Source organism: Sulfitobacter sediminis, assembly GCF_040811725.1.
In the GTDB taxonomy this organism is placed as follows: domain Bacteria; phylum Pseudomonadota; class Alphaproteobacteria; order Rhodobacterales; family Rhodobacteraceae; genus Sulfitobacter; species Sulfitobacter sediminis.
Genome location: NZ_JBFNXX010000018.1, coordinates 33846 through 58340, shown reverse-complemented (window position 1 = coordinate 58340; position 24495 = coordinate 33846). Strand labels below are relative to the sequence as shown.

Annotated in this window: 22 protein-coding genes and 1 tRNA gene; 14 read left to right on the top strand and 9 right to left on the bottom strand. The window is 64.3% G+C overall.

Annotated features, from left to right (window positions below; all coding sequences use genetic code 11):
• Nucleotides 1–10: 10 nt before the first annotated feature.
• From AB2B41_RS18820 to AB2B41_RS18810, 3 genes are all read left to right on the top strand, one after another.
• Nucleotides 11–105: transfer RNA gene (locus AB2B41_RS18820), tRNA-Sec, on the top strand.
• Between the two features lie 34 nt (nucleotides 106–139).
• Nucleotides 140–1729, top strand: coding sequence for a peroxiredoxin family protein (locus AB2B41_RS18815; RefSeq protein WP_367879368.1), 1590 nt, complete (start codon nucleotides 140–142; stop codon nucleotides 1727–1729).
• 25 nt (nucleotides 1730–1754) lie between these two features.
• Complete coding sequence (locus tag AB2B41_RS18810) at nucleotides 1755–2276, top strand: UGSC family (seleno)protein (RefSeq protein WP_367879367.1); 522 nt, start codon at nucleotides 1755–1757, stop codon at nucleotides 2274–2276.
• Nucleotides 2277–2323: 47 nt separating this feature from the next.
• Here the strand turns inward: AB2B41_RS18810 and AB2B41_RS18805 are convergent, their stop codons facing one another.
• The 4 genes from AB2B41_RS18805 to AB2B41_RS18790 are packed head-to-tail and all read right to left on the bottom strand — an operon-like array spanning nucleotide 2324 to nucleotide 7246.
• A complete protein-coding gene (locus AB2B41_RS18805; protein WP_367879366.1) occupies nucleotides 2324–3094 on the bottom strand; it encodes an SDR family oxidoreductase in 771 nt (256 codons plus the stop codon).
• Nucleotides 3095–3147: 53 nt separating this feature from the next.
• Nucleotides 3148–4113 carry a Gfo/Idh/MocA family protein gene (locus AB2B41_RS18800; RefSeq protein WP_367879365.1) on the bottom strand — a complete coding sequence of 322 codons (966 nt, stop codon included), beginning with the start codon at nucleotides 4111–4113 and terminating at the stop codon, nucleotides 3148–3150.
• Nucleotides 4114–4115: 2 nt separating this feature from the next.
• Complete coding sequence (locus tag AB2B41_RS18795; RefSeq protein WP_420014313.1) at nucleotides 4116–5660, bottom strand: acetolactate synthase large subunit; 1545 nt, start codon at nucleotides 5658–5660, stop codon at nucleotides 4116–4118.
• A gap of 11 nt (nucleotides 5661–5671) precedes the next feature.
• Nucleotides 5672–7246: a class I adenylate-forming enzyme family protein gene (locus tag AB2B41_RS18790; protein ID WP_367879363.1), complete on the bottom strand. Its 1575-nt coding sequence runs from the start codon at nucleotides 7244–7246 to the stop codon at nucleotides 5672–5674.
• 288 nt (nucleotides 7247–7534) lie between these two features.
• On the opposite strand from AB2B41_RS18790, the gene AB2B41_RS18785 reads away from it, so the two are divergent.
• Both AB2B41_RS18785 and AB2B41_RS18780 read left to right on the top strand, forming a co-directional pair.
• Entirely contained in the window at nucleotides 7535–9613 is a 2079-nt protein-coding gene (locus AB2B41_RS18785) for a hydantoinase/oxoprolinase family protein (protein ID WP_367879362.1), read from the top strand.
• Between the two features lie 3 nt (nucleotides 9614–9616).
• The gene (locus AB2B41_RS18780) at nucleotides 9617–11230 is read left to right on the top strand and encodes a hydantoinase B/oxoprolinase family protein (protein ID WP_367879361.1); all 1614 of its coding nucleotides are present in this window, start codon (nucleotides 9617–9619) and stop codon (nucleotides 11228–11230) included.
• A gap of 3 nt (nucleotides 11231–11233) precedes the next feature.
• Here AB2B41_RS18780 and AB2B41_RS18775 read toward each other — a convergent pair whose 3' ends face one another.
• From AB2B41_RS18775 to AB2B41_RS18760, 4 genes are all read right to left on the bottom strand, one after another.
• The gene (locus AB2B41_RS18775; protein WP_420014312.1) at nucleotides 11234–11893 is read right to left on the bottom strand and encodes a hypothetical protein; all 660 of its coding nucleotides are present in this window, start codon (nucleotides 11891–11893) and stop codon (nucleotides 11234–11236) included.
• Between the two features lie 12 nt (nucleotides 11894–11905).
• Complete coding sequence (locus tag AB2B41_RS18770) at nucleotides 11906–13306, bottom strand: selenium-binding protein SBP56-related protein (protein ID WP_367879359.1); 1401 nt, start codon at nucleotides 13304–13306, stop codon at nucleotides 11906–11908.
• 221 nt (nucleotides 13307–13527) lie between these two features.
• Nucleotides 13528–14991, bottom strand: coding sequence for a UdgX family uracil-DNA binding protein (locus tag AB2B41_RS18765; RefSeq protein ID WP_367879358.1), 1464 nt, complete (start codon nucleotides 14989–14991; stop codon nucleotides 13528–13530).
• Nucleotides 14991–16226: a putative DNA modification/repair radical SAM protein gene (locus AB2B41_RS18760; protein WP_367879357.1), complete on the bottom strand. Its 1236-nt coding sequence runs from the start codon at nucleotides 16224–16226 to the stop codon at nucleotides 14991–14993. The genes AB2B41_RS18765 and AB2B41_RS18760 overlap by 1 nt, the downstream gene beginning before the upstream one ends.
• Nucleotides 16227–16335: 109 nt before the next feature.
• Here AB2B41_RS18760 and AB2B41_RS18755 point away from each other — a divergent pair, with 109 nt between their 5' ends.
• From AB2B41_RS18755 to AB2B41_RS18715, 9 genes are all read left to right on the top strand, one after another.
• Nucleotides 16336–16800: a CreA family protein gene (locus tag AB2B41_RS18755; RefSeq protein WP_367879356.1), complete on the top strand. Its 465-nt coding sequence runs from the start codon at nucleotides 16336–16338 to the stop codon at nucleotides 16798–16800.
• A 41-nt stretch (nucleotides 16801–16841) separates the two neighbouring features.
• The gene (locus tag AB2B41_RS18750; RefSeq protein WP_367879355.1) at nucleotides 16842–17486 is read left to right on the top strand and encodes an HAD family hydrolase; all 645 of its coding nucleotides are present in this window, start codon (nucleotides 16842–16844) and stop codon (nucleotides 17484–17486) included.
• Nucleotides 17487–17580: 94 nt separating this feature from the next.
• Entirely contained in the window at nucleotides 17581–18732 is a 1152-nt protein-coding gene (locus AB2B41_RS18745) for a lytic murein transglycosylase (protein WP_367879354.1), read from the top strand.
• Nucleotides 18733–18856: 124 nt separating this feature from the next.
• Entirely contained in the window at nucleotides 18857–19750 is an 894-nt protein-coding gene (locus AB2B41_RS18740) for an MBL fold metallo-hydrolase (protein ID WP_367879353.1), read from the top strand.
• Nucleotides 19751–19762: 12 nt separating this feature from the next.
• Complete coding sequence (locus AB2B41_RS18735) at nucleotides 19763–20191, top strand: protein tyrosine phosphatase family protein (protein ID WP_367879352.1); 429 nt, start codon at nucleotides 19763–19765, stop codon at nucleotides 20189–20191.
• Nucleotides 20188–21999 (top strand): SulP family inorganic anion transporter, encoded by a 1812-nt coding sequence (locus AB2B41_RS18730; RefSeq protein ID WP_367879351.1) that lies wholly within the window; start codon nucleotides 20188–20190, stop codon nucleotides 21997–21999. Before AB2B41_RS18735 ends, AB2B41_RS18730 begins: the two co-directional genes overlap by 4 nt.
• 4 nt (nucleotides 22000–22003) lie before the next feature.
• The gene (locus AB2B41_RS18725; protein ID WP_367879350.1) at nucleotides 22004–22735 is read left to right on the top strand and encodes a DUF5765 domain-containing protein; all 732 of its coding nucleotides are present in this window, start codon (nucleotides 22004–22006) and stop codon (nucleotides 22733–22735) included.
• 85 nt (nucleotides 22736–22820) lie between these two features.
• Nucleotides 22821–23258, top strand: a complete 438-nt coding sequence (locus AB2B41_RS18720) for a host attachment protein (protein ID WP_367879349.1) — start codon at nucleotides 22821–22823, stop codon at nucleotides 23256–23258.
• Nucleotides 23259–23294: 36 nt separating this feature from the next.
• A complete protein-coding gene (locus tag AB2B41_RS18715; protein WP_367879348.1) occupies nucleotides 23295–23795 on the top strand; it encodes a universal stress protein in 501 nt (166 codons plus the stop codon).
• Here the strand turns inward: AB2B41_RS18715 and AB2B41_RS18710 are convergent.
• Nucleotides 23745–24461: a VIT1/CCC1 transporter family protein gene (locus AB2B41_RS18710; RefSeq protein ID WP_367879347.1), complete on the bottom strand. Its 717-nt coding sequence runs from the start codon at nucleotides 24459–24461 to the stop codon at nucleotides 23745–23747. The genes AB2B41_RS18715 and AB2B41_RS18710 overlap by 51 nt on opposite strands.
• Between the last annotated feature and the right edge of the window lie 34 nt (nucleotides 24462–24495).

Sequence of the window (24495 nt, the reverse complement as noted above, 5' to 3'; positions counted from 1 at the left end):
CGGTCGGGACGGAGGTGACTGGAGTCTGGTGGCTTCCCTGGTCTTCAAAACCACGGACGCGCCAAGGCGGCGCGTGGTGGGTTCGATTCCCATCCACCTCCGCCAGTTACACGGGGCCGACATTGCAGGAGAGCGAGACATGAGCGATGCAAAACCGGATTTCGAACTAAGGGACCTGTCCGGTCAGACGCATTCCCGCCCGAACAAGGGCGACAGTCTGATCTGTTTCGTCAAGGAAGACTGCGAAACCTGCAACACCGCAGCGCCGGTGCTGGAGGCCATGCACAAGGCTTATGGCGCAACGCTTCCGGTTCTGCTGATCGCTCAGTCCGGCGACAAGAACGCCGTCTTTGCCGAACGTCATGCCCTCACCATGCCGCTGCTCGACGACCGGACCTGCAAGACCTCTTTCGACTGGGACATCGAAAGCGTGCCCTCGGTCTTCTGGCTCGACGAAAACGGCACGGCGCGTCGCCAGTTCGAAGGGTTCATCCGCGAGGACTGGGAACAGCTCTCGGCCGACCTTGCCGCGCAGGCGGGCTTGCCCGCCGCACAGATCGACTGGGACAGCCTGCCCGCCTGGCGGCCCGGTTGCGGCTCCAAGCACCTCGATCCCGGGATCTTCGACCGCCTGCGCGCCGAGGCCGATGGCAGCCCGATCCGCGCCCGCCGCATCGACATCGCCGAGGCCGACGACCCGGTCGAGTTCATGTTCGACCAGGGGTTCTCGGACGGTCTGCCGCTGGTGCCGCCCACGCCCGAGAGGGTCATGCGCATGCTCGGCGGCACGCACCGCGACCCGCAGGAGGTGATCGCCATCGTGCCCCCCAACATGGGCGAGGCGACCGTCGAGAAGATCGCCATCAACGCCGTCATGGCCGGATGCAAACCCGAATATCTGCCCGTGGTGATCGCCGGGGTCGAGGCCGTGTGCAATGACACCTTCAACATCCATGGTGTGACCGCGACAACGATGGGGGCGGCGCCAGTCATGGTCGTCAACGGCCCTATTCGTCACAAGATCGGGATGAACATGGAACTGGGCGCGCTGGGCGCAGGCAACCGCGCCAATGCCACCATCGGGCGCGCTTTGCGGCTTGTCATCCGCAACGTGGGTGGTGCCTCGACGGGCGGTGTCGAACGCTCGACCCTCGGCAATCCGATGAAATTCACCATGTGCTTTGCCGAATGGGAGGAACGCTCGCCCTGGCCCGCGCTCCACGTCGAGCGGGGCTTCGATCCCGAGGACTCCGTCGTCACCGTTTTCGCCATGACCGGCGGGCCTGTGCATATCGTCGATCAGACCTCGCGCGCACCGGACCAAATCGCGGGCTCGCTGGGGCTTGGGCTGGAATCGGTATTCCTGTCCAAGGTCCACAACCTGCCCGTCGACACCCTGCTCGTGGTCTGTCCCGAACACCTCAACACGCTCTTGCGCGACGGCCCTTACACCAAGGACCGCCTGCGCGACCGTATCCAGGAGGTCACCGCGCGGCCCCTCTCCGAGATGGTCATGGACGACCGTTCCGGCGCTGGCCTCTCCGCCGCGCAGGCCGAGGGGATGGGGCCGGAGGCGCTGGCGAAAGCCGTGCCGAAGTTCGCGGGCAAGGAGTTTATCCACATCGTCGTGGCCGGGGGCGAAGCGGGCAAGTTCTCGTCCGCCTTCCACGGCTGGGCGACGGGCGAGGTGGGCTCGCTTTCTGTTTCCAAGAAGATCGACCTCGGCTAGCATCGGGGCAGGAAAGGAGGTGCATATGGTCACAATCCTCGACCCCACGGACGAACGTGTCCCGGTCGAACGAACGATCACCAAACGCACAGGCGGATTATCCGGCACCGTCGGACTTCTCGACATCAGCAAGCCGCGCGGCAACATCCTTCTGGACGAGCTGGAAAGGCTGCTGGGGCAGGAGGCACCGGGCATCACGGTCAAGCGGTTTACCAAGCCGACCTATACCAAGCCCTGTCCCGACGCCCTGCGCCATGAGATACGCGACGCCTGCGATCTGGTGGTCGAAGGCCTGGCTGACTGAGGGTCCTGCACGACGTGCAGTATGCACGACACCGTCTGGTTTGAAACCCAGGGGATCCCATCAGTGGCCGTCGCATCGAGCGGCTTCAAGGAAGCCGCCGAGACGCAGCGGCTGGCGCTTGGCATGAAGGACGCCTGTTTCGTTCTGGTGCCGCATCCTATCCAGGATGCGACCGACGACGAGATGCGCGAGAAAGCGCGCGGCGCGGTGGATCAGATCATCGCGGCGCTGACAAAGGACTGAACGCTCAAGAAGATGCCGCGCGCCTCTAAGGTGCGCGGCATGATCTTTCAGAGATTAATGCCGCCCAATTCCTTGACCCCGGTAAAGCTGCGGTTCCACGTCGGGCTGATCAGCACCTCGTTGATGCAGACATGCGGTGGCGCTTCGGCGATATAGCGGACCATCGCCCCCAGATCTTCGGCCTTGAGCATCTTGGCCATGTCCTCTGCCGAGGGCGGCTTGGGCCGGGATTTCATGATCGGCGTCGCCACCTCTCCCGGCATCAGCGCGGTACAGCGGATACCGTTCACACCCTCCGACTGGTTGATCGAATGGCTCAGCGCCACGACCGCGTGTTTCGACGCACTATAGGCCGGCCCGGTCAGCCGCGACGGGTGCCGCCCGGCCCATGAGGACGTCAGGATCAGCGTGCCTTCCCCTCGTTCGCGCATCTGCGGCAGCACGGCGAGGATGCCGTTCATCACCCCGTTGAGGTTGATATCGACCACCCGCGCGAAATCCTCGGGCGTGATCGCATCGGTGGCGCGGTTCGGCACGTTGATCCCGGCGTTGGCCATGAAGATATGGATGCCGCCCAGCCGCTGGATCAGATCGTCCGCAATGGCCTGCGTGCCCTTCGCGTCGATCACGTCCAGCTGCGCCGCTTCGGCCTTGCCGCCAGCCGCGTTGATCCCACCCGCGACGCGCTCGATCTCGTCCAGCCTGCGGCCCGAGAGCACAACATGCGCTCCGCTCTCTGCCAGCGCCTTGGCCGAGGCCTCGCCAATCCCGCCGCCCGCGCCGGTGACCCAGGCGACCTTTCCGTCGAGTGTTCCCATGGTATTAGTCCTCCCTACATTTATTGCCCGCCGCGCGTCTCCAGAACCTTGGGTCAAGTGGTCCGGCCGGACAATATCCCTTCGACCAGCACCTGAACCCGCAGCGCTTCTTCCAGCGTGGCAAGGCGGTTTGGCTTGCCCGCAACCAGCAGCGCCAGATCGTCCAGCTGCGCCTTAAGGCTCACCGCACGCGGGTCCTTGGGCTCTTCCCCCACAGCCTCGAACGGCCCGCCGTCCGAGACCGCATCGCGGTAGAAGTCGCTGATGCGCCTGCTGGCCTGCGCCCCCTTGATCGTCAGTTCCTGCCGGTCGGGCTGCGCCCCGCCGACGCTGCCCATGATCGTCACCGGTGCGCCCGTGGCATTGACCAGTCGCGCCGCCACATGGGTTTCGCAAAGCGCCGGGTCGTCGGGATAATCCGCACGGCCCCAGACCAATTCGAGCGGCCCGAGAATGCGTTCCGAGAAGAAGAGGAAATGCGAGATCACCTCGCGGGTCATCCCGCCTTCGGCCCGGAACCGCAGCCAGTCCGCTGCCACCTGCCAGGCGCGCGGCCAATGGGCATAGGTCACGACGATATCGGCCCCCATCAGGTCGCCCAATTCCCCCGCCTGCGCCGCCCGGTGCACGTCGGTCAGTGCCGCCCCGGCGGCTTGGGTGAAGTTGACCGCAGCGGGAACGCCCGTCCGCGCGATGGCCGAGACCATCTCGCGGCTTTCCGCGATGTCCACGCCAAGCGGCTTTTCGAGAAAGATCGCCTTGCCCACCTCAGCCGCCGCCAAAGCATAGGCTTTGCGCGGGACGGGCGGGCAGGCGAGGTAGACGAGGTCCGCAGCGGCAATCGCCGCCTCCGCACTCTCTGTCACCGTGGCCTCGGGGGCCAGCTTCAATGCCTCCGCACAGGCAACCTGATCCGGGTCCCAAATCGCTGCCACAGTGTAAGCCGGATGCCGCTCCATATGCTCCAGCATCCGCCGTCCCATGATGCCAAGGCCGATGATCGCCGTATCGATTGTCATGTTCAGAGGTCCACTTGAATGAGATAGGGAGAGCGCGTGGAAAGCCCCGTTTCCATCGCCGCCTCAAGCTCTTCGCAGGTGGCGACCTGACAGGCCTCGACCCCCATCGACTGCGCCATTTGCACCCAGTTCAGGTCAGGCCGGTCCAGCGACAGCATGTCGATGGCGCGGGGGCCCGGGTTGCCCACGCCGACGTTGGTCAGCTCTCCGCGCAGGATGCGGTAGCTGCGGTTGGCGAAGATCAGGATCGTGATGTCGAGGTCCTCCCGCGCCATCGTCCAGAGCGCCTGCACCGTGTACATGGCCGATCCGTCGCCGATCAGCCCCAGCACCTTGCGGTCGGGGCAGGCGACGGCAGCCCCTATGGCCACCGGCATGCCGTAGCCGATGGAACCGCCGCAGTTGTTGAGCCACGAATGTTTCGGTGCGCCCTTGGTCACCGGAAAGAACGCGCGCCCCGTGGTCACGGATTCGTCCACGATGATCCCGTCCTCCGGGATTGCGCGGGCAATGACCGCCGCAAGACCGTCAAGGTCTATAGGCCCGGTGGGGCGCTCGGGCAGGGCGGGCTCAACCACATGTGCAGGCGGCGTGTCTGTCGAACCCGTCGCCTGTGACAGTGCATCCAGCGCGCCGCCAAGGTCGGCACCCGCGGTCGCCAGCGTCAGGATTTCCGCGCCCTCGCGCGTCAGGATGGCGGGCTTGCCCGGATAGGCGAAGAACCCGATCGGCGCGCGGGCACCCACCAGCACGATCCGCTTGTAGGGCTCCAGCACCTTAAGGGCGATGTCGATGGGGTAGGGCACACGTCCGATCTCAACCCGCCCCGCGCCGCGTTCCAGCCGCGCGTTCGACCATTCCGAGATCAGCTTGCAGCCGGTTTGCGCCGCGATCCGTCCGGCGATCTCCAGGTTCTCCTCGGTCAGCGCACCGCCGCCCATCATCAGCAGGCTCTCCGGCCCGTCCAGCATCTCGGCAGCGCGGGCAAGGTTTGCCTCTTCGAAAGGCACTGGTGCCGGTGTCTCCAAGGCATCATGCGCGACACCACCGGGGTTCCAGGCCGTATCGCTCGGCAGGATCAGCGTCGCGATCTGCCCCGGGGCGACCATCGCCGCCTGCACGGCCGCGGCGGCATCCTTGCCCACGGTATCGGCGGCATGCGAGGTATGGACCCAGTGCGAGACGGGCCGTGCGATCCCCTCGATGTCCGAGGTCAGCGGCGCATCGAGTTCGATATGGGTCGAGGCATGTTCGCCCACGATGTTCACGACCCCCGATCCGGCTTTCTTGGCGTTGTGCAGGTTCGACAGCCCGTTCGCCAGACCCGGCCCAAGGTGCAGCAGCGTCGAGGCAGGCTTGCCCGCCATCCGGTAGTACCCATCGGCCGCCCCCGATGCCACGCCTTCCTGTAGAGCCAGAACCGAGCGCATGCCGGGGATGTGGTCCAGTGCCGCGACGAAATGCATCTCGGAAGTACCGGGGTTGGTGAAACAAACCTCCACGCCGCTCGCCAGCAGCGTATGCACAAGGCTCTCGGCGCCATTCATGTCGGTGTCTTTCACGTTCTCTCCCTTTCCTTTTCCCAATAGGGCGCGCGCAGGTCTTTCTTGAGGATCTTTCCGATGGTGCTGCGCGGCAGATGGTCCCGTACTTCGACTGACGACAGACGCTGGCTCTTGCCCAGCTTCCCGTTGGCGCTTTCCAGGATGTCCTCCGCCTTCCGCGCTGCCCCGTCGCGCAAGACGACAAGGCCCAGCGGCGTCTCGCCCCAGGCCTCTGACGGCACACCGATCACCGCGGCGTCGGTCACGTCGGGATCGTCCAGCAGGACCAGTTCCAGATCATTGGCGTAGATGTTCAGCCCGCCCGAAATGATCATGTCCTTCTTTCGGTCCGACAGCACTAGGAAACCGTCCTCGTCAAACGATCCCATGTCGCCCGAGCGGAAAAACACCCGCCCCTCCGCATCGCGCCAGATGTACTCCGCCGTCAGATCGTCGCGCCCGAAATACCCGGCCATCATCGTGGGCCCGCGCCCGCAAATCTCTCCCACCGCGCCCTTCGGTACTTCGTTGCCCTCCGCATCGATCAGCCGGATTTCATTGCCCGGCGCGGGCTTGCCCACCGTATGCAGCTTGCCGGGGTTCTCGTCCGCCACCAGCACCGACACTCCGCCGCCCTCGGTGAGCCCGTAGTATTCGATGAGCTTCCCGGGAAACCGCGCCAGCACATCGCGCTTCACATCCGCACGCAACGGCGCAGAGGTCGAGAATTTCACCCGCATCGAGGACAGATCGAAGCTGTCGAAATCCGGCACGTCCATGATCCGCTTGTACTGCACCGGCACCAGCATCGTGTGGGTGATCCGCTCCCTTTCGACAATTTCCAGGTATCCCCGCGCGTCGAACTTCGGCATCAGGTAGACGGTCGAGCCGCCAAAGAGCGTCGGCAGGAACGACACGATCGTCGTGTTGGAATAAAGCGGGGTGGACAGCAGCGTTCGCGCATTGTCGTCGTAGCCGTTGGGCGATACGCGGTCCATCTGCGCGGCGCGCATCCAGTGATTGTGCAGGATGCCCTTGGGCGTGCCTGTCGTGCCCGAGGAATAGATCAGGTTGAAGGCATCGCTCATCTCGATGGGGATCATCGGATCGGTCTCTGGGGCGTCGGCAAGTGCCGCCTCGAAATCCTCGAAATCGGGATGGACAAAGTCGATGGCATAGCGCCGTAGTGGTAGCTCTGTGATGAAATCCGAGACCAGCCCGAGGTGCTGTTCCGCCAGAAAAATCGCCTTGGCCCCGCAATCCTCCAGCATCTTGCGCGTGGCCTCGGGCGAGGCCATGGACGACAGCGGCGTCACGCAACCGCCCGCGCGCAGGATGCCCATGAAAAGCACCGCAAAGGGGATCGAATTCGGCGACAGCACCGCGATGTTGTCGCCCTTCTGGAGTCCGATCCCCAGCAAAAGATTGGCCGCCCGATTGATCCGCGCGTCGAATTCTCCCCAAGTCAGCCGCACGCCTTCACAAACCATCGCCACCTTCTCAGGATGCGCCTTGGCGTTGGCCCGGACCCGGTCGACGATGGTCTCGGAAGGGGGCGTTTCGGGGGAGGGCGGGTTGATGGGGATCACAGGTTCACGCCTCGGTTGCGGGACGCAGGCAACGCCTGCATCGGGGTCAAACTTCTGCGCCTTCTCTTATCAAAACAGCGGGCGGAGCCAAGGGTTGCGGGCGTTTTAGGTGCTTGTTTCACTGTGCGAAAACGCTCTTCCAAAGGGGAAGGCACAGCGAAGTCAGATGGTCCATTTGCGGCCGGCGTCAACGCTTCTGTCTCTTGTACCCCGAGGCGCGAAATGAAAACGTGATGCCATGGCAAGGGCTGCGGGCGACGGCCCCCGCCTGCGGGACAAGGAAACACCATGAGCCAATCACAGGACATCCGGCTGGGGGCCGACATCGGCGGCACCTTCACAGACATCGTGCTCGACGTACGTGGAACCCTCCATTCCACCAAACTGCTGACGACCTATGCCGCCCCCGAACAGGCCATCCTCGACGGTATCGCTCAGGTCACCCAAGAGGCAGGCATCGAACCTGCCGAGATCGACATCGTCATCCACGGCACGACACTCGCCACCAACGCGCTGATCGAACGGCGTGGCGCGCGCACGGCCTTCGTCACCACGAAGGGCTTTCGCGACGTGATCGAGATGCGGACCGAGAACCGCTTTGCCCAATACGATCTCAACATCGAACTGCCACCGCCGCTGATCCCGCGCGAGGACCGCTTTCCCGTCGGTGGCCGCATCGACGCCCAAGGGCGCGAGCTGGCCCCACTGGACGAGGACGCGTTGCGCGCCATCGCCCGGCAGAACAAGGCCGAGGACTTCGGGGCCATCGCCATCGGCTTCATCCATTCCTACATGAATGGCACGCATGAGGAGCGGGCGCGCGAGATACTTGCCGAAACGCTCGACCTGCCCATCTCGATCTCCTCCGAAGTCTCGCCCCAGATGCGCGAGTTCGAACGGTTCAACACCGTCTGCGCCAATGCCTACGTCCGCCCGCAGATGGCCAGCTACCTCACAAGGCTTCAGGACCGTCTCAAGGACCTGGGGGCCACATGCCCCGTCTTCATGATCCACTCCGGCGGCGGCCTGATCTCGGTCGAGACTGCTTCGGCCTTCCCCGTCCGCCTCGTGGAATCCGGCCCCGCAGGGGGCGCGATCTTTGCCGCCGACATCGCCGCGCGTTTCGGGCTCGTTAACGTCGTCAGCTACGACATGGGCGGCACCACGGCGAAGATCTGCCTAATCGACGACTACCAGCCCCAGACCGCCCGCACCTTCGAGGTCGCACGGACCTACCGTTTCGCCAAGGGCTCCGGCATGCCCGTGTCGATCCCGGTGATCGAGATGATCGAGATCGGCGCAGGCGGCGGCTCGCTCGCCTGGGTCGATGCCATGGGGCGCATCCAGACCGGCCCGGAATCTGCTGGCTCCGAACCCGGCCCCGCCTGCTACCAGCGCGGCGGCACGCGTCCTGCAATCACCGACGCGGACCTTGTTCTGGGCAAGCTTGACGCTGAAAACTTCGCGGGCGGCAAGATCAAACTGTCGGGCGAAGCGGCGCGCACGGCGATTGCGCAGGAGGTGGGCGACAAGCTCAGCCTCGACACCCAAAGCGCGGCCTTCGGCATCGTCGAAGTGGTGGACGAGAACATGGCCAACGCCGCCCGCGTCCACGCGGTCGAGAACGGCAAGAACATCGGGGACAACGTGATGATCGCCTTCGGCGGTGCCGCGCCCCTGCATGCCGCGCGGCTCTGCGAGAAACTGGGGATCGACCGCTGCCTCGTTCCGCAAGGTGCGGGTGTGGGCTCGGCCATCGGGTTCCTCAAAGCACCCTTCGGCTACGAGGCGCTGTCCTCGCATGTCATGCCCCTTTCGGCCTTCGATGCTGACCTGCTCAACGCCGAACTCGACGCCCTCAAATCCACCGCCGAAAGCTTCGTGCGCAGCGGTACCACCGGCCAGATCACCCGCGAGGTCACGGCCTTCATGCGCTACGCGGGACAAGGCTGGGAAATCCCCGTGCCCCTGCCGGACCGTCCCTTCACCGCCGATGACGCCGGGATGATCACCGAAGCCTTCCGCACCCGCTACGCGCAGTTCTTCGGCCGCGCCGTTGAGGGGCCGGAGATCGAAATCGTCACCTGGTCCGTCAAGGCACAGGACATCCGCCCCGCGCCCGACCGCGTACATCTGATCGCCGACGGCACAACCGCCAAACCCGCCAGTCAGCGTGCGGTCTTCGACCCTGCCAGCGGCACCCCCCTAAAAACCGCGATCCACGCCCGCGACACCCTCCCCCCCGGCACCTGTGTCACCGGCCCCGCGATCATCGTCGAGGAAGAAACCTCCACCGTCATCACCTCGCCCTTCGACGCGGTCATCCAGCCCGATGGCACCATCCTGCTGATCCGCAAAGGAGCCTGATCCATGAGCCAGATCGACGACATCCGCCTGCAAGTGATGTGGAACCGCCTGATCTCGGTGGTCGAGGAACAGGCGACGACACTCATCCGCACCGCCTTTTCCACCAGCGTGCGCGAGGCGGGGGACCTCTCCGCCGGGGTCTACAATGCCGAAGGCAAGATGCTCGCCCAGGCCGTCACCGGCACACCGGGGCACGTCAACACCATGGCCGAGGCCGTCGGCAATTTCATCGCCGCCATCCCTCGCCAAGAGATGTTTCCGGGCGACACCTATGTCACCAACGACCCCTGGCTCGGCACCGGGCACCTGCACGACATCACGATGTGCACGCCCGTCTTCAAGAACGACACGCTCATCGGTTTCTTCGCCTGCACCGCCCATGTGGTCGACGTGGGTGGGCGCGGTTTCGGTGCGGATGGCAAATCGGTCTACGAGGAAGGCATCCAGATCCCCATCATGAAATTCGCCGAACGCGGGCAGGTCAACCGCGACCTCATCCGCGTGTTGCGCGCCAACGTCCGCCAGCCCGAGCAACTGGTGGGCGACTTCTATTCGCTGGCCGCCTGCAACGACGTGGGCCGCGACCGGTTGCTGGAAATGCTCGCGGAACTGGACCAGCCCGACCTGCAAAAGCTGGGCGATTTCATCCTCACCCGCACCCATGACGCGGTGATCGAACGGCTGGCAGACCTGCCCAAGGGCAGCTGGTCGCACGAGATGCTGACCGATGGCTACGACGACCCGATCAATCTGGCCGCCAAGGTGACCATCGAAGAAAAACGCGTGCTGGTGGACTTCGACGGCTCCTCACCGGTCAGCCGCTGGGGCATCAACTGCCCGATGATCTATGCCAAGGCCTACGCCTGCTACGCGGTCAAATGTGTCGTGGCCCCCGATGTGCCGAACAACGCTGCCTCGCTCGCCCTCTTCGAGGTGACCTCGCCCGTCAACGTGCTGAACGCCGAACGCCCCGCGCCCGTCAGCCTGCGGCACGTGATCGGCCACATGGTGCCTGACGTCGTGCTGGGGGCCCTGGCGCAGGCCCTGCCCGGGCAGATACAGGCCGAAGGGGCGGGGTCGCTCTGGAACATTCATATCTCTGCCCGGCCCGTGGAGGGGCAGAAAGGCCGCCGCGCCGAGGTGCTGATGTTCAACTCCGGCGGCACGGGCGCGCGTCCGACGCTCGACGGATTGTCGGCCACCGCCTTTCCCTCGGGTGTGATGACCATGCCCATCGAGGCGACCGAGCACACCGGCCCCATTGTCGTCTGGCGCAAGGAGCTACGGCCCGGTTCGGGCGGTGCCGGCCAGTATCGCGGCGGGCTTGGCCAGATCATCGAGATTGCACCGCAGGAGGGGCATGAGTTCGAATTCTCCGCCATGTTCGACCGCGTCACCACCCCGCCACGCGGCCGCGACGGTGGCGCGAACGGCGCGGCGGGCAGCGTGTCGCTGGACGACGGGACTCAGATGAAACCGAAGGGGTGGCAATTCGTACCCGCCGGGCGGCGGCTCATCCTCAAGGCACCGGGCGGCGGTGGTTTCGGTCCGCCCGAGAAACGTGCGCCAGAGCTGAAGGAGCGGGACGCGCGGCGCGGGTATCTGGAGGTAGAGTGAACTTCAGTGGCCCCAAAGGGCCGAGACAACGCCAAAGACACCCACGGCCACAAGGCTCAACGCCCAGACCAGATCGAGGTTGAACCAGCTGCGCGACAGGAACTTCAGCCCCAGCCAGACATAGACCCCCACGGCAATGGCCCCGCCCGCCAGCGTCATCGCCACCGTGTGCGCCAGCGCCACTGCAAAGGCCGTGCCGACATTCGACCCCATCAGCGACTGCGCCGCCAGATGCCCCGTATCCTCCGGCGCAATCGCGCAAATCCCCAGGAAAATCGGCACCAGCATCAGACCCGCCCCATGGGCCATCGCGGCAAGGAACGACCACAGCGCCAGCCTCGCGGGATGCACCCGCGCCAGCATCCTGGGATGCCGCCGGTTGATCAGCAGGTAGACCCCCATGGCGATCACGATCAGTCCAGCACCGACGCGGATTTCGGTCTCCCACTCGACCAGCACGACCATGAGAGAAAACGGCAGCAGGATCGCCACCATCGCCGCGAAATGCCCCAGCGCCAGCATCCCCAGCGCCCGCACCAGCGCCACCCGCCGCTGCTCCATCAGCGCGGCCGAGACCGCCAGCGGCCAGCCCATACCGGGGTTCACACCGTGATAGAGCCCCGAAAAAATGACGGCCCCCCAAAGGGCCGCCATCGTTGACATGTCCTGCATTGCCTAGACCGACGGGTAACAGAAGCTGTCCGTCGAACAATCGCCCCCTTCCAGCCGGATCTGGTGACTGCGGTAGCCCTTGGGAAAGTCGATGTAGAAGTCCTTGTTCAGCGTCAGACCGCCGTCCTTGCCCACATCGGCCATGACCATCTGGCCGCCCTCGCTGTCGGGATAGAACTGATCGTCCCACGTCGAATAAAGCGAGTTGGTCCAATAGACCCGCTTGCCATCCCGGCTGATCTCCACCATCTGCGGACCGTAGGCAAAGGGCTTGCCGTTCGGGTGGTCGGTATTCCGGGCGATCCCCCCGATCTCGACCTTGCCAGCGAGCTTCGGGTTCATCGGGTCGGACACATCATACTGATGCATCTCCCCCAGTCCCCAGCAGGCGACGTAAAGGTATTTGTCATCGAGGCTCAGGTCGATGTCCGTGACCAAGGGCGGTACTGCCTCGAACCCCTGCAACAGCGGCGGCAGGTTCTCGGCCTTCTCGGGGCGCGGATCGATGGTGATCGTCTTCTTGGCCTGCCACTTGCCGTCATCCACCCGCCACCAGGTAAAGATCGAGCCCTGCAGGTTCGTCGTATCCACCACCACGCCGCAGAACCCGTAGGATTTCTTGGGGTCATGCGCAGGCCGGATTTCCAGCGCCATCTGATGGTTCTCACCAAGATCGATTGTCTGGATGTTCTTGCGCGCCCTGAGATCCCAGAAGTGGATCTTGTGCCCGTACTTGTTGCTCAGCAGATCCTCGGCCACGATCCCGTTCTCGAACTGCGGCGGCAGCGCCCATTCGGAGCTGACCATGTAATCTTGCGGCAGGTTCCACCAGAAATCATAGTGCTTGTCCTGCTCGCCCCGGTCCATTTCGTACTGGCCGATGATCTCGAAGGTCTCGCAGTCCATGATGAAGATGCCAGGAGGTCCATCGGTGCCATCGGGCCCGCCACCGCCCAGTGTGGACACATAGATGCCTTCCGGCCCGCAATGAATCGTGTGGGGGCGCGAATAGCCGGTTTTGGCAAAGACCTCTTCCGGCTCGATGATCTTGTGAATCTTCGCCTTCAGCGGCTCTTTCACGTCGATGATGTAGATGCGGCTCGACCGGATGCCCGGCACGATCAGATAGCGCCGCTCAAGAAACGCATGCCCCGCAAGCGGCGACAGCGCCGAGGAACAGGCGTTCCAGCCGAAATGATGAAACTCGTCGCCCGTGTTGGGCATGATGACCTGATGAACGATCTGTCCGTATTTGTCGGACTTCGGGTTCAGGTCGACCACGGCAAGCCCGTCGCCCTGCTTGCCATCGGGGCTGAGCATGACGGTAAAGGCATAATTCTCGACGGGGGCCTGCATCGCCAGCTTGGGCGAGGCATGGAATGTCGGGTCCGGTCTGAGGTTCATAATTTCCTCCCATGTTGATAATGAAAAAGCCCGGTTTCCGGGTCATTGTCGGTGCGGCAAGGCGTTAACCTTCCGGATATCGTGGCGAAATCCGCCGTACTCGTTCTCATCGCAAGGAGCGGAACACTCCTCAAACGACACCTGTTCGAGGAGCCTAACAGAAAAAACGATTCCCGTTAGGGTAAATGTCAGACAAATGATGCCAGCGACGGAACCGGTCGCTATCGTCCTGCGCGCATGGGCTTATCTTCTCCGCCCAACATCTCCGTAACCTGAGACAGGTCGTGTCGAAACAGGTCTTCCTGCCGTCTTGCCAGGCGCTCGTCGGGCTGGCGCAACAGGGCGGCAGGATGCAGGCTCAGGAACACCGGCCCACCATGCAGGCCGGTCTCAACCCGCCCGCGCCGCCGGGTGATCCCTTTGCCATCGCCCGTCAGCGCCAGCGCAGCGCTGGCCCCGAGTGCGAGAATAAGCCGGGGCTGAACCAGTGCGATCTCCTGCTCCAGCCACCAGCGGCAATGGCTCACCTCGCTGGCGGAAGGACTCTGATGGATACGCCGCTTGCCGCGCACCTCGAATTTGAAATGCTTGACCGCGTTCGTCACATAAGCGGCCTGCCGGTCCAGTCCCGCTTCTGCTGCCAGCCGGTCGAAAAGTTGCCCTGCCGGCCCGACAAACGGACGCCCGGCCAGATCCTCCTGATCTCCGGGTTGCTCCCCCACAATCATCAGCGCCGCACGCTCGGGTCCTTCCCCCGGCACTGCTTGCGTCGCGGGCCCCGCCAGCGGACAACGCGCGCAGCCCTTCAACGCCGCGCTTAGCCCCTCCATCCCGCCGCAAAACTGCGGCGCTTCGGTGTCATGCAACCGCTCCAGCACCCGCGCCGCCCGCAGCGGCGGCAGGCTGGGTGCAGCCTCGCGCATCTCGGCCACCCGCGCCTCGGCCTTGGCGATGAGACCGGGGATCAGCTCCGCCTCCGGCAGGTTCTTCCAGTACTTCTTGGGCATCTCCGCCTGCATCGATTTGATCTTGAGCCGGGCGGGATTGAAGATATTGGCATAGTACGTCCGCCAAAGCGCCTCGGTCTCGTCCGTCAGATCGGGCCGCTCGCTCGCAACGGCTTCCTGCGTGATACTGCCGTCCTCGAACCGCGTCGTGACCTCTGGCGTCACGATCACCCAGTCCATGTCGCCGAAACGCCGCGCAAAGAACCCCGCGATCAACTCCTCGATCCGGTGATCGGGCTCGAACCATGACACGAACTGCCGTCGCGCCGCAGCCTCGGGCGTGACCTCGCGAAAGCGCACGAAGGCCTTCATCTTGTGCATGTCGCGCCGGATGTTCTTGGCAAGCTCCTCGGCCTTCGCGACATCCGCGTCCGCCCGGTTGCGCAGCAGTCCGGGCCGCTCCGACACCCGCAACAGCAACCGATAGGCCAGGTCGAACGCTCCCGCCGCGCGGCTTGCGCAAAGCAGCTTGGCCAACGGGGGAAAATCCTTCGGGACCGTGACCTGTCGCGCTGCCCGTCCCGGCAGCGGGGCTGTCACCCCGCCGAAAAGCGACGCCGCATCGCCTTCCATCTGCCAAGTCACCTCGTCACCGCGCACGCCCGCCGCCACCAACCCGCGCGCCGCTTTGCGCCATGCCTCGAAGGTACCAAGCCGGGGCAGGGTGACGGTCTGCATCAGATCAGTTGCAACTGCTCGGGCGGTGGCGCGAAGCGCGCGCGCAGGTTCGCAGCGTCGGTCAGCGATCCGGGCCGCCAATCCCGCGCCACGATGAACGGTTTCGCCTTGCGCACAGACGCCCCGATCCGGCGCAGATCATCGTACCCCAACGCCCCGTTGCGCCGCGCGCTCAGAATGCGCCCCACCGATTTCGTCCCGAACCCCGGCACCCGCAGCAGCATGTCCTTGCCTGCCCGGTTCACATCCACCGGAAAGGCATGCCGGTTCGCCAGCGCCCAGGCCAGCTTGGGATCGACCTCCAGATCGAGCATGCCCGACCCCTGATCCGGCGCGATCTCCTCCGCTTCAAAGCCATAAAACCGCAAAAGCCAATCCGCCTGATAGAGCCGATGCTCCCGCATCAGCGGCGGCTTGATCAGCGGCAGTTTCGCGGTGCTGTCCGGAATGGGCGAGAAGGCCGAGTAATAGACCCGCTTCAGCTTGTAGGATGAATAAAGCCGCGTGGAGCTTTGCAGGATCGTCCGGTCATTCGCCCCATCCGCCCCCACGATCAGCTGCGTGGACTGCCCCGCCGGAGCAAACTTGGGTGCCTTGCGGCCCGTGTATGTCGGTTTCTTCAACTCTTCCTTGCGCAGCCGCACATTGCCCATGGCCTTGCGAATCTCATCGGGGTTCTTCTCGGGCGCATAGGCTTTCAGCCCGGTATCCGTCGGCAATTCGATGTTCATCGACAGCCGATCCGCCAGCAGCCCCGCTTCCTCGATCAACTCCGGCGCGGCGTCTGGAATGGTCTTGAGATGAATGTACCCCCGGAAATGATGTTCCTCCCGCAGTTTCCGGGCAATCCGCACCATGTCCGCCATCGTGTCATCCGGGCTCTTGATGATGCCCGAGGACAGGAACAGCCCCTCGATATAATTGCGCCGGTAGAATTCGGTCGTCAGATGCACCACCTCCTCGACCGAAAAGCGCGCACGCTGCACATTCGACGACACCCGGTTGATGCAATAGGCGCAATCGTAGATGCAGAAGTTCGTCATCAGGATTTTCAGCAGGCTGATGCAGCGCCCGTCCGGCGCATAGGCATGGCAAATGCCCGACCCCTCGGTGCTGCCGAGGCCCTTGCCATCGCGGCTATGCCGTTTCGACGTGCCCGACGACGCGCAAGAGGCATCGTATTTGGCCGCATCGCTCAGCAGCGCCAGCTTTTCCTGTAGACTCATTCTGCTCATATGTTCTTGATATGTTCTGATTTCATGCCGTGCAATACGACAGATTTCCCCCCGTGACAGATTGTCGCTTTTTTTGGGAACCCGGGCGGGGGCGTGTGCGTTATTGGCCATGTTCAAGTATTTTCTGATGCCCTCTTCGCTCGTATTTTCAGGATTTCTGTCGTCCGCCGCCGCCGAAGAAGTCGGCTCCGTCGACGTGGACTGGCTTGGTAACGACATCATTGTCGAGGCGCTGGCAGACCCCGAGGTCAAGGGTGTCACCTGCCATATCGCCTATTTCGAGCGCGGCATCATCGACCGGCTTCAAAAAGGCAACTGGTTCGAGGACCCGTCCAACTCCTCCATCTCCTGCCGCCAGACCGGCACTATCGAGATCGGCGATATCGCGCGCGGTGACGAGGGCGAGGATGTCTTCAGCGAACGCCGCTCGATTCTTTTCAAGACCCTGCGCGTCAAACGCATCTTCGATGAGGCGAATAACGCACTGATCTACATCAGCCACGCCCGCGACGTGCAGAATGGTTCGGCCAAGATGTCGATGTCGACCGTCCCTCTCTATTCCCCAGCCAACTAATCAGAAACCACGCCAAAGGCGGTCCAACACGGAGAACTTTCATGAACGCCCTTCTCATCGGTTCGATCGACGTCCTCGTCGATACCTCTGAGCTGCAACGCAGCGCCTTCAACGATGCCTTTCACGACGCGGGGCTTGACTGGTACTTGTCGCGGGATGAGTACCGAAGGATGCTGGCGATCCCGGGCGGAAAACGCCGGATCGAGGCTTTCGCAGAGCGTGCCGAAGAGCGTGTGGACAGTGCCGCGCTTCATGCCCACAAGACCGAGATTTTCCGGCAAATGCTCCGCCGTGGCGGGCTCGAGATCAGGGTGCAGATCGCGCAGGCGATGGAAGAAGCCCGCAGGCACGGCCTCAAGCTCGGTTTCGTCACCGGCACAGACCGCGCAATCGTCGACGCGCTTCTCGACAACCTCGGCGGTGCCGAGGCGCTTGGGTTCGACTTTGTCACCACTGCGGCAGACGGCTGTGCGGCCAAACCTGACCCGGCGCTCTACCTGCATGCGCTCAAGCAACTGGAGATCGATGCCTCGGAGGCGGTTGCCATCGAGGACTACCTGCCTGGGATCGAAGCGGCCCGCGCCGCCGGGATCGCCTGCCACGCGTACCCGCACGAGAACGCCCTTGCCCATGATCTCGGCGAGACACCTGACATGAGCGAACTGACGCTGAAACGCGCCGCCTGATTTCCGCCGATTGGCTTTTGCCCTCAAAGACCCCGCTTTGCGCGGGGTTTTTCCTGCGCTAGACTGCCCGAAAACAATCCGGGAGGCTGAGCAGATGAACCTTACCCGCAGAACCGCCCTTCTGGGCCTTGGCGCCCTTGGCCTGACCGCCTGCGGTGGCGGTAGCAACGCGCTGGGTCCAACGGGCGCCAGCGACGCTGGTGGCCTGCCGCCCGATCTGCGTCCAACGCCCAACCCCTCATACGATGCCTGGGTCGCCAGCTTCCGCGACCGCGCGGCAGGGCAGGGGATATCAAGCGGCACGCTCAGCGCCGGTTTCCGGGGCACCGGCTACCTGCCCGGCGTCGTCACCCGTGACCGCAACCAGACCGAATTCACCCGCACGCTCGAGGATTACCTCGCCATTGCCGCCTCTGACGAACGCGTCTCCAAGGGCCGCGCGGCCTTTGCCCGCCACCGCTCCACGCTTTCGGCGGTCGAGGCCCGCTATGGCGTCCCGGCCGAGATCGTCACTGCCGTCTGGGGGCTGGAAAGCTTCTACGGCGAACGGCGTGGCAATGTCCCGGTTGTCTCTGCCACCTCGACGCTGGCTTTCGACGGGCGGCGCGGCGCGTTCTTCGAAAAGCAACTCGTTGCCGCACTGAAAATCCTGCAAACCGGCGACACGACCCCCGGCAATCTCAGGGGCTCCTGGGCCGGTGCCATGGGCCACACCCAGTTCATCCCCACCAGCTACCAAGCCTTCGCCGTCGATTTCAACGGCGACGGTCGCCGCGATATCTGGTCCGACAATCCCGCCGACTCGCTGGCCTCTACCGCCGCCTACCTTGCCAACAACGGCTGGGCGCGCGGCGTCAGATGGGGCGGAGAGGTCGGCAATGGCGCACCCGCGGGTGACATCATCCAGCCGCAACCGGGCGGTCCGCGGTTTGCCGTGACCCGCAATTTCCGCGTCATCAAGCGCTACAACAACTCCGACAGCTACGCGATTGGCGTGGGCCACCTTGCGGACCGTATTGCAGGCGGCGGCCCGATCCGCGCCAGCTTCCCGCCCGACAAATACGGGCTGACCAAGGACGACCGCATCCGCCTGCAACAGCGCCTGACCGCGCGCGGCTTCGACACCGACGGTGCTGATGGTGTCATCGGCCCCAACAGCCGCAAGGCCATTGCGGCCTACCAGTCCAGTATCGGCGTCCCCGCCACGGGCGATCCCTCGCCGGAACTTCTCCGCTCGCTGGGCTAGAAAGCGGGGCCGCGCGGCCCCGCTCCCTTGATCCATCTCAATCAACCGCGCCCGCTTTCGGGCGAAGGTGATCTTGTCACTGATGGCGCATGCCGTTGGCCGTAAGTTGCGCTCAAATTCGCAGATGGAGAACACCATGCAGTATCCCGTGAACATGAACGTCCACCCCGAGGTGAAGGCGTTTTTCGACCCGCAAACCAATACGATAAGTTACGTGGTCAAGGACCCCGGCTCCGATTCCTGTGCCGTGATCGATTCGGTCATGGACATCGACTACTCCGCCGGGCGCATCACCTACGAGCACGCCGACGAGATCATCGACTACATCCGCTCCGAGGGCCTCAAGCTTGAATGGCTGATCGAAACCCACGTCCATGCCGACCACCTGTCCGCCGCGCCCTACATCCAGGAAAAGCTGGGCGGCAAGATCGGTATCGGCGACAAGATCACCGTGGTGCAGGACACCTTCGGCAAGGTTTTCAACGAAGGCACCGAATTCCAGCGCGACGGCTCGCAGTTCGACCGCCTGTTCAAGGACCGCGACACCTACCAGATCGGCGGCATGCCTGCCTTCGCGATCCACACGCCGGGCCACACGCCCGCCTGCATGGTCCACGTGATCGGCGACGCGGCCTTCGTGGGTGACACGCTCTTCATGCCCGACGGCGGTTCGGCCCGTGCCGACTTTCCCGGCGGTGACGCGGGTGAGCTTTACGACAGCATCCAGAAGGTCCTGACGCTGCCCGACGACATGCGCCTCTTCATGTGCCACGACTACGGTCCCGGTGGCCGGGACATCCAGTGGGAAACCACCGTGGGCCAGGAAAAGGCTGAAAACATCCACGTCGGCAAAGGCACCTCGCGCGAGGAGTTCATCAAGTTCCGCACCGAGCGTGACGCGACCCTCGCCGTGCCCAAGCTGATCCTGCCCTCCCTGCAGGTGAACATGCGGGCGGGCGAGGTGCCGACGGACAAGGACGGCAAGCCGATGCTGAAACTCCCGGTCAACGCGCTTTGAACGGAGGACGCGATGGATATCCGCAAGATCACCGGCGACTACTTCGTTTCGCCGCAAATCACCGAAGCCGATGTGAAAGCCCTCAGCGAACAGGGCTTTCGCACGATCATCTGCAACCGCCCCGACGGTGAGGCGCCAGATCAACCCGCCTTTGCCGACATCGCTACAGAGGCCAGGGCGCTGGGCCTGACCACGCTGCACGTGCCGATCTCGGGCTATGCCGCGAGCAAGGACGATATCGCCGCCGTGCAAAAGGCGCTGACTGAGGCACCCAAGCCGATCCTCGCCTTTTGCCGGACCGGCACCCGCTCGGCAGTGCTCTGGTCGCTGGCGCAGGCCGACAAGATGCCGCTCGATGACATCCTCGATGCCACGGGGGCGGCAGGCTACGACCTCGCACCGGTTCTGCAAAACATCCTCGGGGCAGGGGCTGCAAATTGAACACGCCTCCCGTCCCCCGCAAGAAGAAATCCCAGGGGCTGGCACGCTACGTGCCGGCCCTCGGCTGGTTGCGGACCTATTCCGGTGAGACGGCGACCAACGACCTGATTGCCGCCGTCATCGTCACCATCATGCTGATCCCGCAGTCGCTTGCCTATGCGCTGCTCGCGGGCCTGCCGCCCGAAGCGGGGCTCTATGCCTCCATCGTCCCGATCATGCTCTACAGCGTCTTCGGCACCTCCCGCGCGCTTGCCGTGGGACCCGTTGCGGTGGTCTCCCTGATGACAGCCGCCGCCATCAACAATGTCACCGCGACAATGGACGTGGGCTATGCCGCCGCCGCCCTCACCCTTGCGGGCCTGTCCGGCGCAATCCTCGTCGTCATGGGCCTTCTGCGCATGGGCTTCGTCGCGAACTTCCTCTCGCATCCCGTCATCTCCGGCTTCATCACCGCCTCGGGCCTGCTCATCGCCGCCAGCCAGCTCAGCCACATCCTCGGCATCAGCGCCGAAGGACACACGCTGGTGGAACTTCTCCTCAGCCTCGCCACGCACCTCACCGACGCAAACCCCGTCACCATCGCCATCGGCGTCACCGCCACCGCCTTCCTCTTCTGGGTGCGCAGCGGCCTCAAACCCCTCCTCCTCCGCCTCGGCCTGCCCAAGCGCGGCGCGGATTTCGCAACCAAGGCCGGACCGGTCCTCGCTGTCGTCGTCACCGCGCTGCTGGTCTGGGGCCTGCGTCTCGACGAAGGCGGCGTGCGGATTGTCGGCGCCGTCCCGCAAAGCCTGCCGCCCTTCACCATGCCCGATCTCTCCACCGACCTGATCGCGGCACTCTTCATGCCCGCGCTCCTGATCTCGATCATCGGTTTCGTGGAATCGATCTCCGTCGCCCAGACCCTTGCGGCCAAGAAGCGCCAGCGCATCGATCCCGATCAGGAGCTTATCGGCCTCGGCGCCGCCAACCTCGGCGCGTCACTGACCGGCGGCTTCCCCGTCACCGGCGGCTTCTCGCGCTCGGTCGTGAACTTCGACGCAGGTGCCGAAACGCCTGCCGCAGGCGCCTTCACCGCCGTGGGCCTTGCCATCGCCGCGATGTTCCTCACGCCGCTCATCTACTTCCTGCCCAAGGCCACGCTCGCCGCTACGATCATCGTCGCCGTCCTGTCGCTCGTCGATTTCACCACCCTGCGCAACAGCTGGACCTACTCCAAGCGCGACTTCGGCGCGGTGGCCGCCACCATGCTCCTTACCCTGCTGCTGGGCGTCGAGATCGGTGTGACCGCAGGCGTTCTCCTCTCGATCCTGCTCTTCCTCTACGACACCGCGCGCCCTCACGTGGCCGAGGTGGGCCTTGTCCGCGGCACCGAGCACTTCCGCAACATCCACCGCCACCGCGTGCTGACCGACCCGTCGATCCTCAGCCTGCGCATCGACCAGAGCCTCTATTTCGCCAACGCGCGCTTTCTAGAAGACTACATCTACGACCGCGTCATCGACGACAAGGCGCTCAAACACGTGGTCCTCATGTGCTCGGCGGTGAACGAGATCGACCTCAGCGCCCTCGAAACGCTCGAGGCGATCAACGAAAGGCTCAAGGAAATGGGCATCACCCTGTCGCTCTCCGAGGTGAAGGGCCCGGTGATGGACCGCCTTGAGCGGGATGACTTCCTCCAGCACCTGACCGGCGCCGTGTTCCTGTCCCAGTTCGACGCCTTCGAGACGCTGGCCAGCGAGGTGCCCGGTTTGTCCGAAGGCGAGACCGGCAAGACACTGACGCGCGCCGCGCGCTTCGCGGGGGCCTGAGCCGATGTGCTGGAGCGCCGAAGCCTCTGCCGCGATGGTCGCGGCGGGGGTGGTGGCGACCGGCATCGCCCTTTCCCGCAAGGAGCCGCCCGCAATTCCGCTGACGCTGGGCTATTTCACCGTGATGGAGGGGCTGCAACTGGCCGGTTACGGCGTGCTGGACCAATGCGGCACGACGGCGAACCAGGCCGTCACGCTGCTTTCCTACCTGCATATCGTCTTCCAGCCTCTGGTCATCAACCTCTTCGCGATGGAGCTTGTGCCCGCCCCGATCCGGGCGCGGGCGCGCCGTTGGGTGATCATGCTTTCACTTGCTGCCGGTGCCGTGATGCTCGCGCAGCTGCTGCCGGTGCCCGCTTTTGGGAAATGCCTGCCCGGCACACCGCTTTGTGCAGAGGCGCTTTGTACCGTTTCGGGAAGCTGGCACATCGCCTGGAACATTCCCTACAACGGCCTGATGGTGCCCCTTGAACGCGCGCTGGGTTTCGGGTCCGGCTTTCCCACCTACATGCTGGCGGTCTTCGTCCTGCCACTTGTCTACGGCGCCTGGCGTTTCGTGCTCCTGCATGCGGTAACCGGCCCCTTTCTCGCATGGACCCTGACCGACAACCCCAACGAGATGCCCGCCGTCTGGTGTCTTTTCTCGATCGCGATCCTGGTGGTCAGCCTGAGCATCAGGGCACGCGGAAGCGTCACGGCGCGGACCTGGTGGGGTATGCGTGTGACCAGCGGATAACCGCCCGCGTGGGCCGGATTGATCTTCGTCAACGCCACCCTTTCCGGTCCGGCCTAGCATCGCACGACAGAGAGAGGAGACGACGATGAAACCGGTAGTCACCTGGGCCCTTCTTGCCAACGCCCGGCACGCGAAGGTTCTGGAAAATCGCGGTCCTGGCAAGGGTCTGGTACCGCTCGAAGCGCATCAATGGGAAGCAGACCTGCCCGAACAGCCTCGCGATCGCGCGGGGATGGGCCACAGCATCGGTGGGCCGGGGGTGTCGGCCGTCGAACAGGCGGACCCTCAGCGCAAGGCCGACAGGCACTTTGCCAAGGTCGTGGGAAAGGCCGTAACCAAGGCATTTCTCGCGCAGGAATTCGACCGGCTGATCCTGGTCGCCGGGCCGCACATGCTGGGCCTTCTGCGCGACGAGGTCGAGGAGGCGCTGGCCCCGGTGATAGCCGGTGAGATCGACAAGGACCTCATGGCGCAGCCCGCCAAATCGGTCGAGGCGCACGTGGGAGAGATCATCGCGGTCTGACGCTTTGGTTCCGTGTGACTTCAGAAAGGGGCAGGGATGTTCAGACAAATCATCGTCGGCCTCGACGGTTCGGAAAAGGCCAAGATGGCCGCGCGGATCGGTTGCGATCTGGCCAAGGTCTATGCAGGTAATGTGACGCTCGTGCATGTCCTGAGGGCAGAGCGCGACGACATGGATGACGAACCCAGCGACAACACCGACGACACGGTCCCGCGCCGCACGCTCGAAGAGCTTGAGGCGGCGGGCCAGCGCATCCTCGACGCGGGTCTTGCCATTGCGCACGAAGTGGGCTGCAAGAATGTCGAGACGCATATGCCCTATGGCGACGCGGCCGGTGAAATTCTCGCCCATGCGGACCGGATCGAGGCGGACCTGATCGTAACCGGGCGCCGCGGTTTGGGCAGCTTGACCAGCCTCGTGCTAGGCAGCACGACGCAGCGCATCAATCACGAGGCCAAATGCGCCTGCCTTTCCGTGCCCCACACCCTACCCGGCGTGAAAAAGCCCTCCCACGACATAGGCGATGATGGCCGCTAGGGTGCCGATCAAGAGCGTCTCGCCCCCCGACCACCACCATTTTGCCAGCGACCAGCGGCTCTTGCCCGTGCCGATCAGAAAGAACGTCACCAGCGTCGCGACGATGGAGACCTGGAAGGCCTGAGGCACGTTGAGGATAAAGGGCAAAAGCGGCACCGATCCGGCCACGAGGAACGCGCCGAAGGTTGCCAGCGCCGCGCGCATCGGGTGCGGTTCTTCCAGCGTCAGCCCGTACTCGAAGGTCAGCATCAGGCTGATCCATTTCTCCTTGTCGTTCGAGATTTCCCGGACTGCCTCTTCCAGCACCTCGCCGGACAGGCCGCGCAGGGCGAGGATCTGCCTGAGTTCTTCAAGCTCGCCATCGCGGTGGTGTTCGATGTGGTTTTCCTCGACCCGGACGATCCGCCTGCGGTCGTCAAGTTCCGCCTTGGTGCCCGAATAATTCCCCGCCGCCATCGAAAAGCCGTCGGCAAGGATGTTGGCAATGCCGAGTGCGACGATGATCCCGTGCGACAGCCCCGCACCCTCGACGCCCGCGACGATGGCAAAAGTCGTCACCGCCCCGTCGATCCCGCCATAGACCATATCCTTGAGGTACGTTCCCTGCGTATCGGCAGAGAGCCTCTCGGCGACTTCCTCGGGGCTGTGACCGTGTTCTTTTGCCATGCCCAAGGCTGCCCGCTGGCTGGCCCGTCCGCAT

Bases quoted from the DNA above. Each gene is read 5' to 3' on its own strand.
- AB2B41_RS18725 (WP_367879350.1), top strand. From the start codon at position 22,004: ATGTGCTGGAGCGCCGAAGCCTCTGCCGCGATGGTCGCGGCGGGGGTG.
- AB2B41_RS18800 (WP_367879365.1), bottom strand. From the start codon at position 4,113: ATGACAATCGATACGGCGATCATCGGCCTTGGCATCATGGGACGGCGG.
- AB2B41_RS18795 (WP_420014313.1), bottom strand. From the start codon at position 5,660: ATGAATGGCGCCGAGAGCCTTGTGCATACGCTGCTGGCGAGCGGCGTG.
- AB2B41_RS18775 (WP_420014312.1), bottom strand. From the start codon at position 11,893: ATGTCAACGATGGCGGCCCTTTGGGGGGCCGTCATTTTTTCGGGGCTC.
- AB2B41_RS18710 (WP_367879347.1), bottom strand. From the start codon at position 24,461: ATGGCAAAAGAACACGGTCACAGCCCCGAGGAAGTCGCCGAGAGGCTC.
- AB2B41_RS18760 (WP_367879357.1), bottom strand. From the start codon at position 16,226: ATGAGCAGAATGAGTCTACAGGAAAAGCTGGCGCTGCTGAGCGATGCG.
- AB2B41_RS18780 (WP_367879361.1), top strand. From the start codon at position 9,617: ATGAGCCAGATCGACGACATCCGCCTGCAAGTGATGTGGAACCGCCTG.
- AB2B41_RS18815 (WP_367879368.1), top strand. From the start codon at position 140: ATGAGCGATGCAAAACCGGATTTCGAACTAAGGGACCTGTCCGGTCAG.
- AB2B41_RS18770 (WP_367879359.1), bottom strand. From the start codon at position 13,306: ATGAACCTCAGACCGGACCCGACATTCCATGCCTCGCCCAAGCTGGCG.
- AB2B41_RS18765 (WP_367879358.1), bottom strand. From the start codon at position 14,991: ATGCAGACCGTCACCCTGCCCCGGCTTGGTACCTTCGAGGCATGGCGC.
- AB2B41_RS18750 (WP_367879355.1), top strand. From the start codon at position 16,842: ATGAACGCCCTTCTCATCGGTTCGATCGACGTCCTCGTCGATACCTCT.
- AB2B41_RS18720 (WP_367879349.1), top strand. From the start codon at position 22,821: ATGAAACCGGTAGTCACCTGGGCCCTTCTTGCCAACGCCCGGCACGCG.
- AB2B41_RS18755 (WP_367879356.1), top strand. From the start codon at position 16,336: ATGTTCAAGTATTTTCTGATGCCCTCTTCGCTCGTATTTTCAGGATTT.
- AB2B41_RS18715 (WP_367879348.1), top strand. From the start codon at position 23,295: ATGTTCAGACAAATCATCGTCGGCCTCGACGGTTCGGAAAAGGCCAAG.
- AB2B41_RS18805 (WP_367879366.1), bottom strand. From the start codon at position 3,094: ATGGGAACACTCGACGGAAAGGTCGCCTGGGTCACCGGCGCGGGCGGC.
- AB2B41_RS18785 (WP_367879362.1), top strand. From the start codon at position 7,535: ATGAGCCAATCACAGGACATCCGGCTGGGGGCCGACATCGGCGGCACC.
- AB2B41_RS18745 (WP_367879354.1), top strand. From the start codon at position 17,581: ATGAACCTTACCCGCAGAACCGCCCTTCTGGGCCTTGGCGCCCTTGGC.
- AB2B41_RS18735 (WP_367879352.1), top strand. From the start codon at position 19,763: ATGGATATCCGCAAGATCACCGGCGACTACTTCGTTTCGCCGCAAATC.
- AB2B41_RS18740 (WP_367879353.1), top strand. From the start codon at position 18,857: ATGGAGAACACCATGCAGTATCCCGTGAACATGAACGTCCACCCCGAG.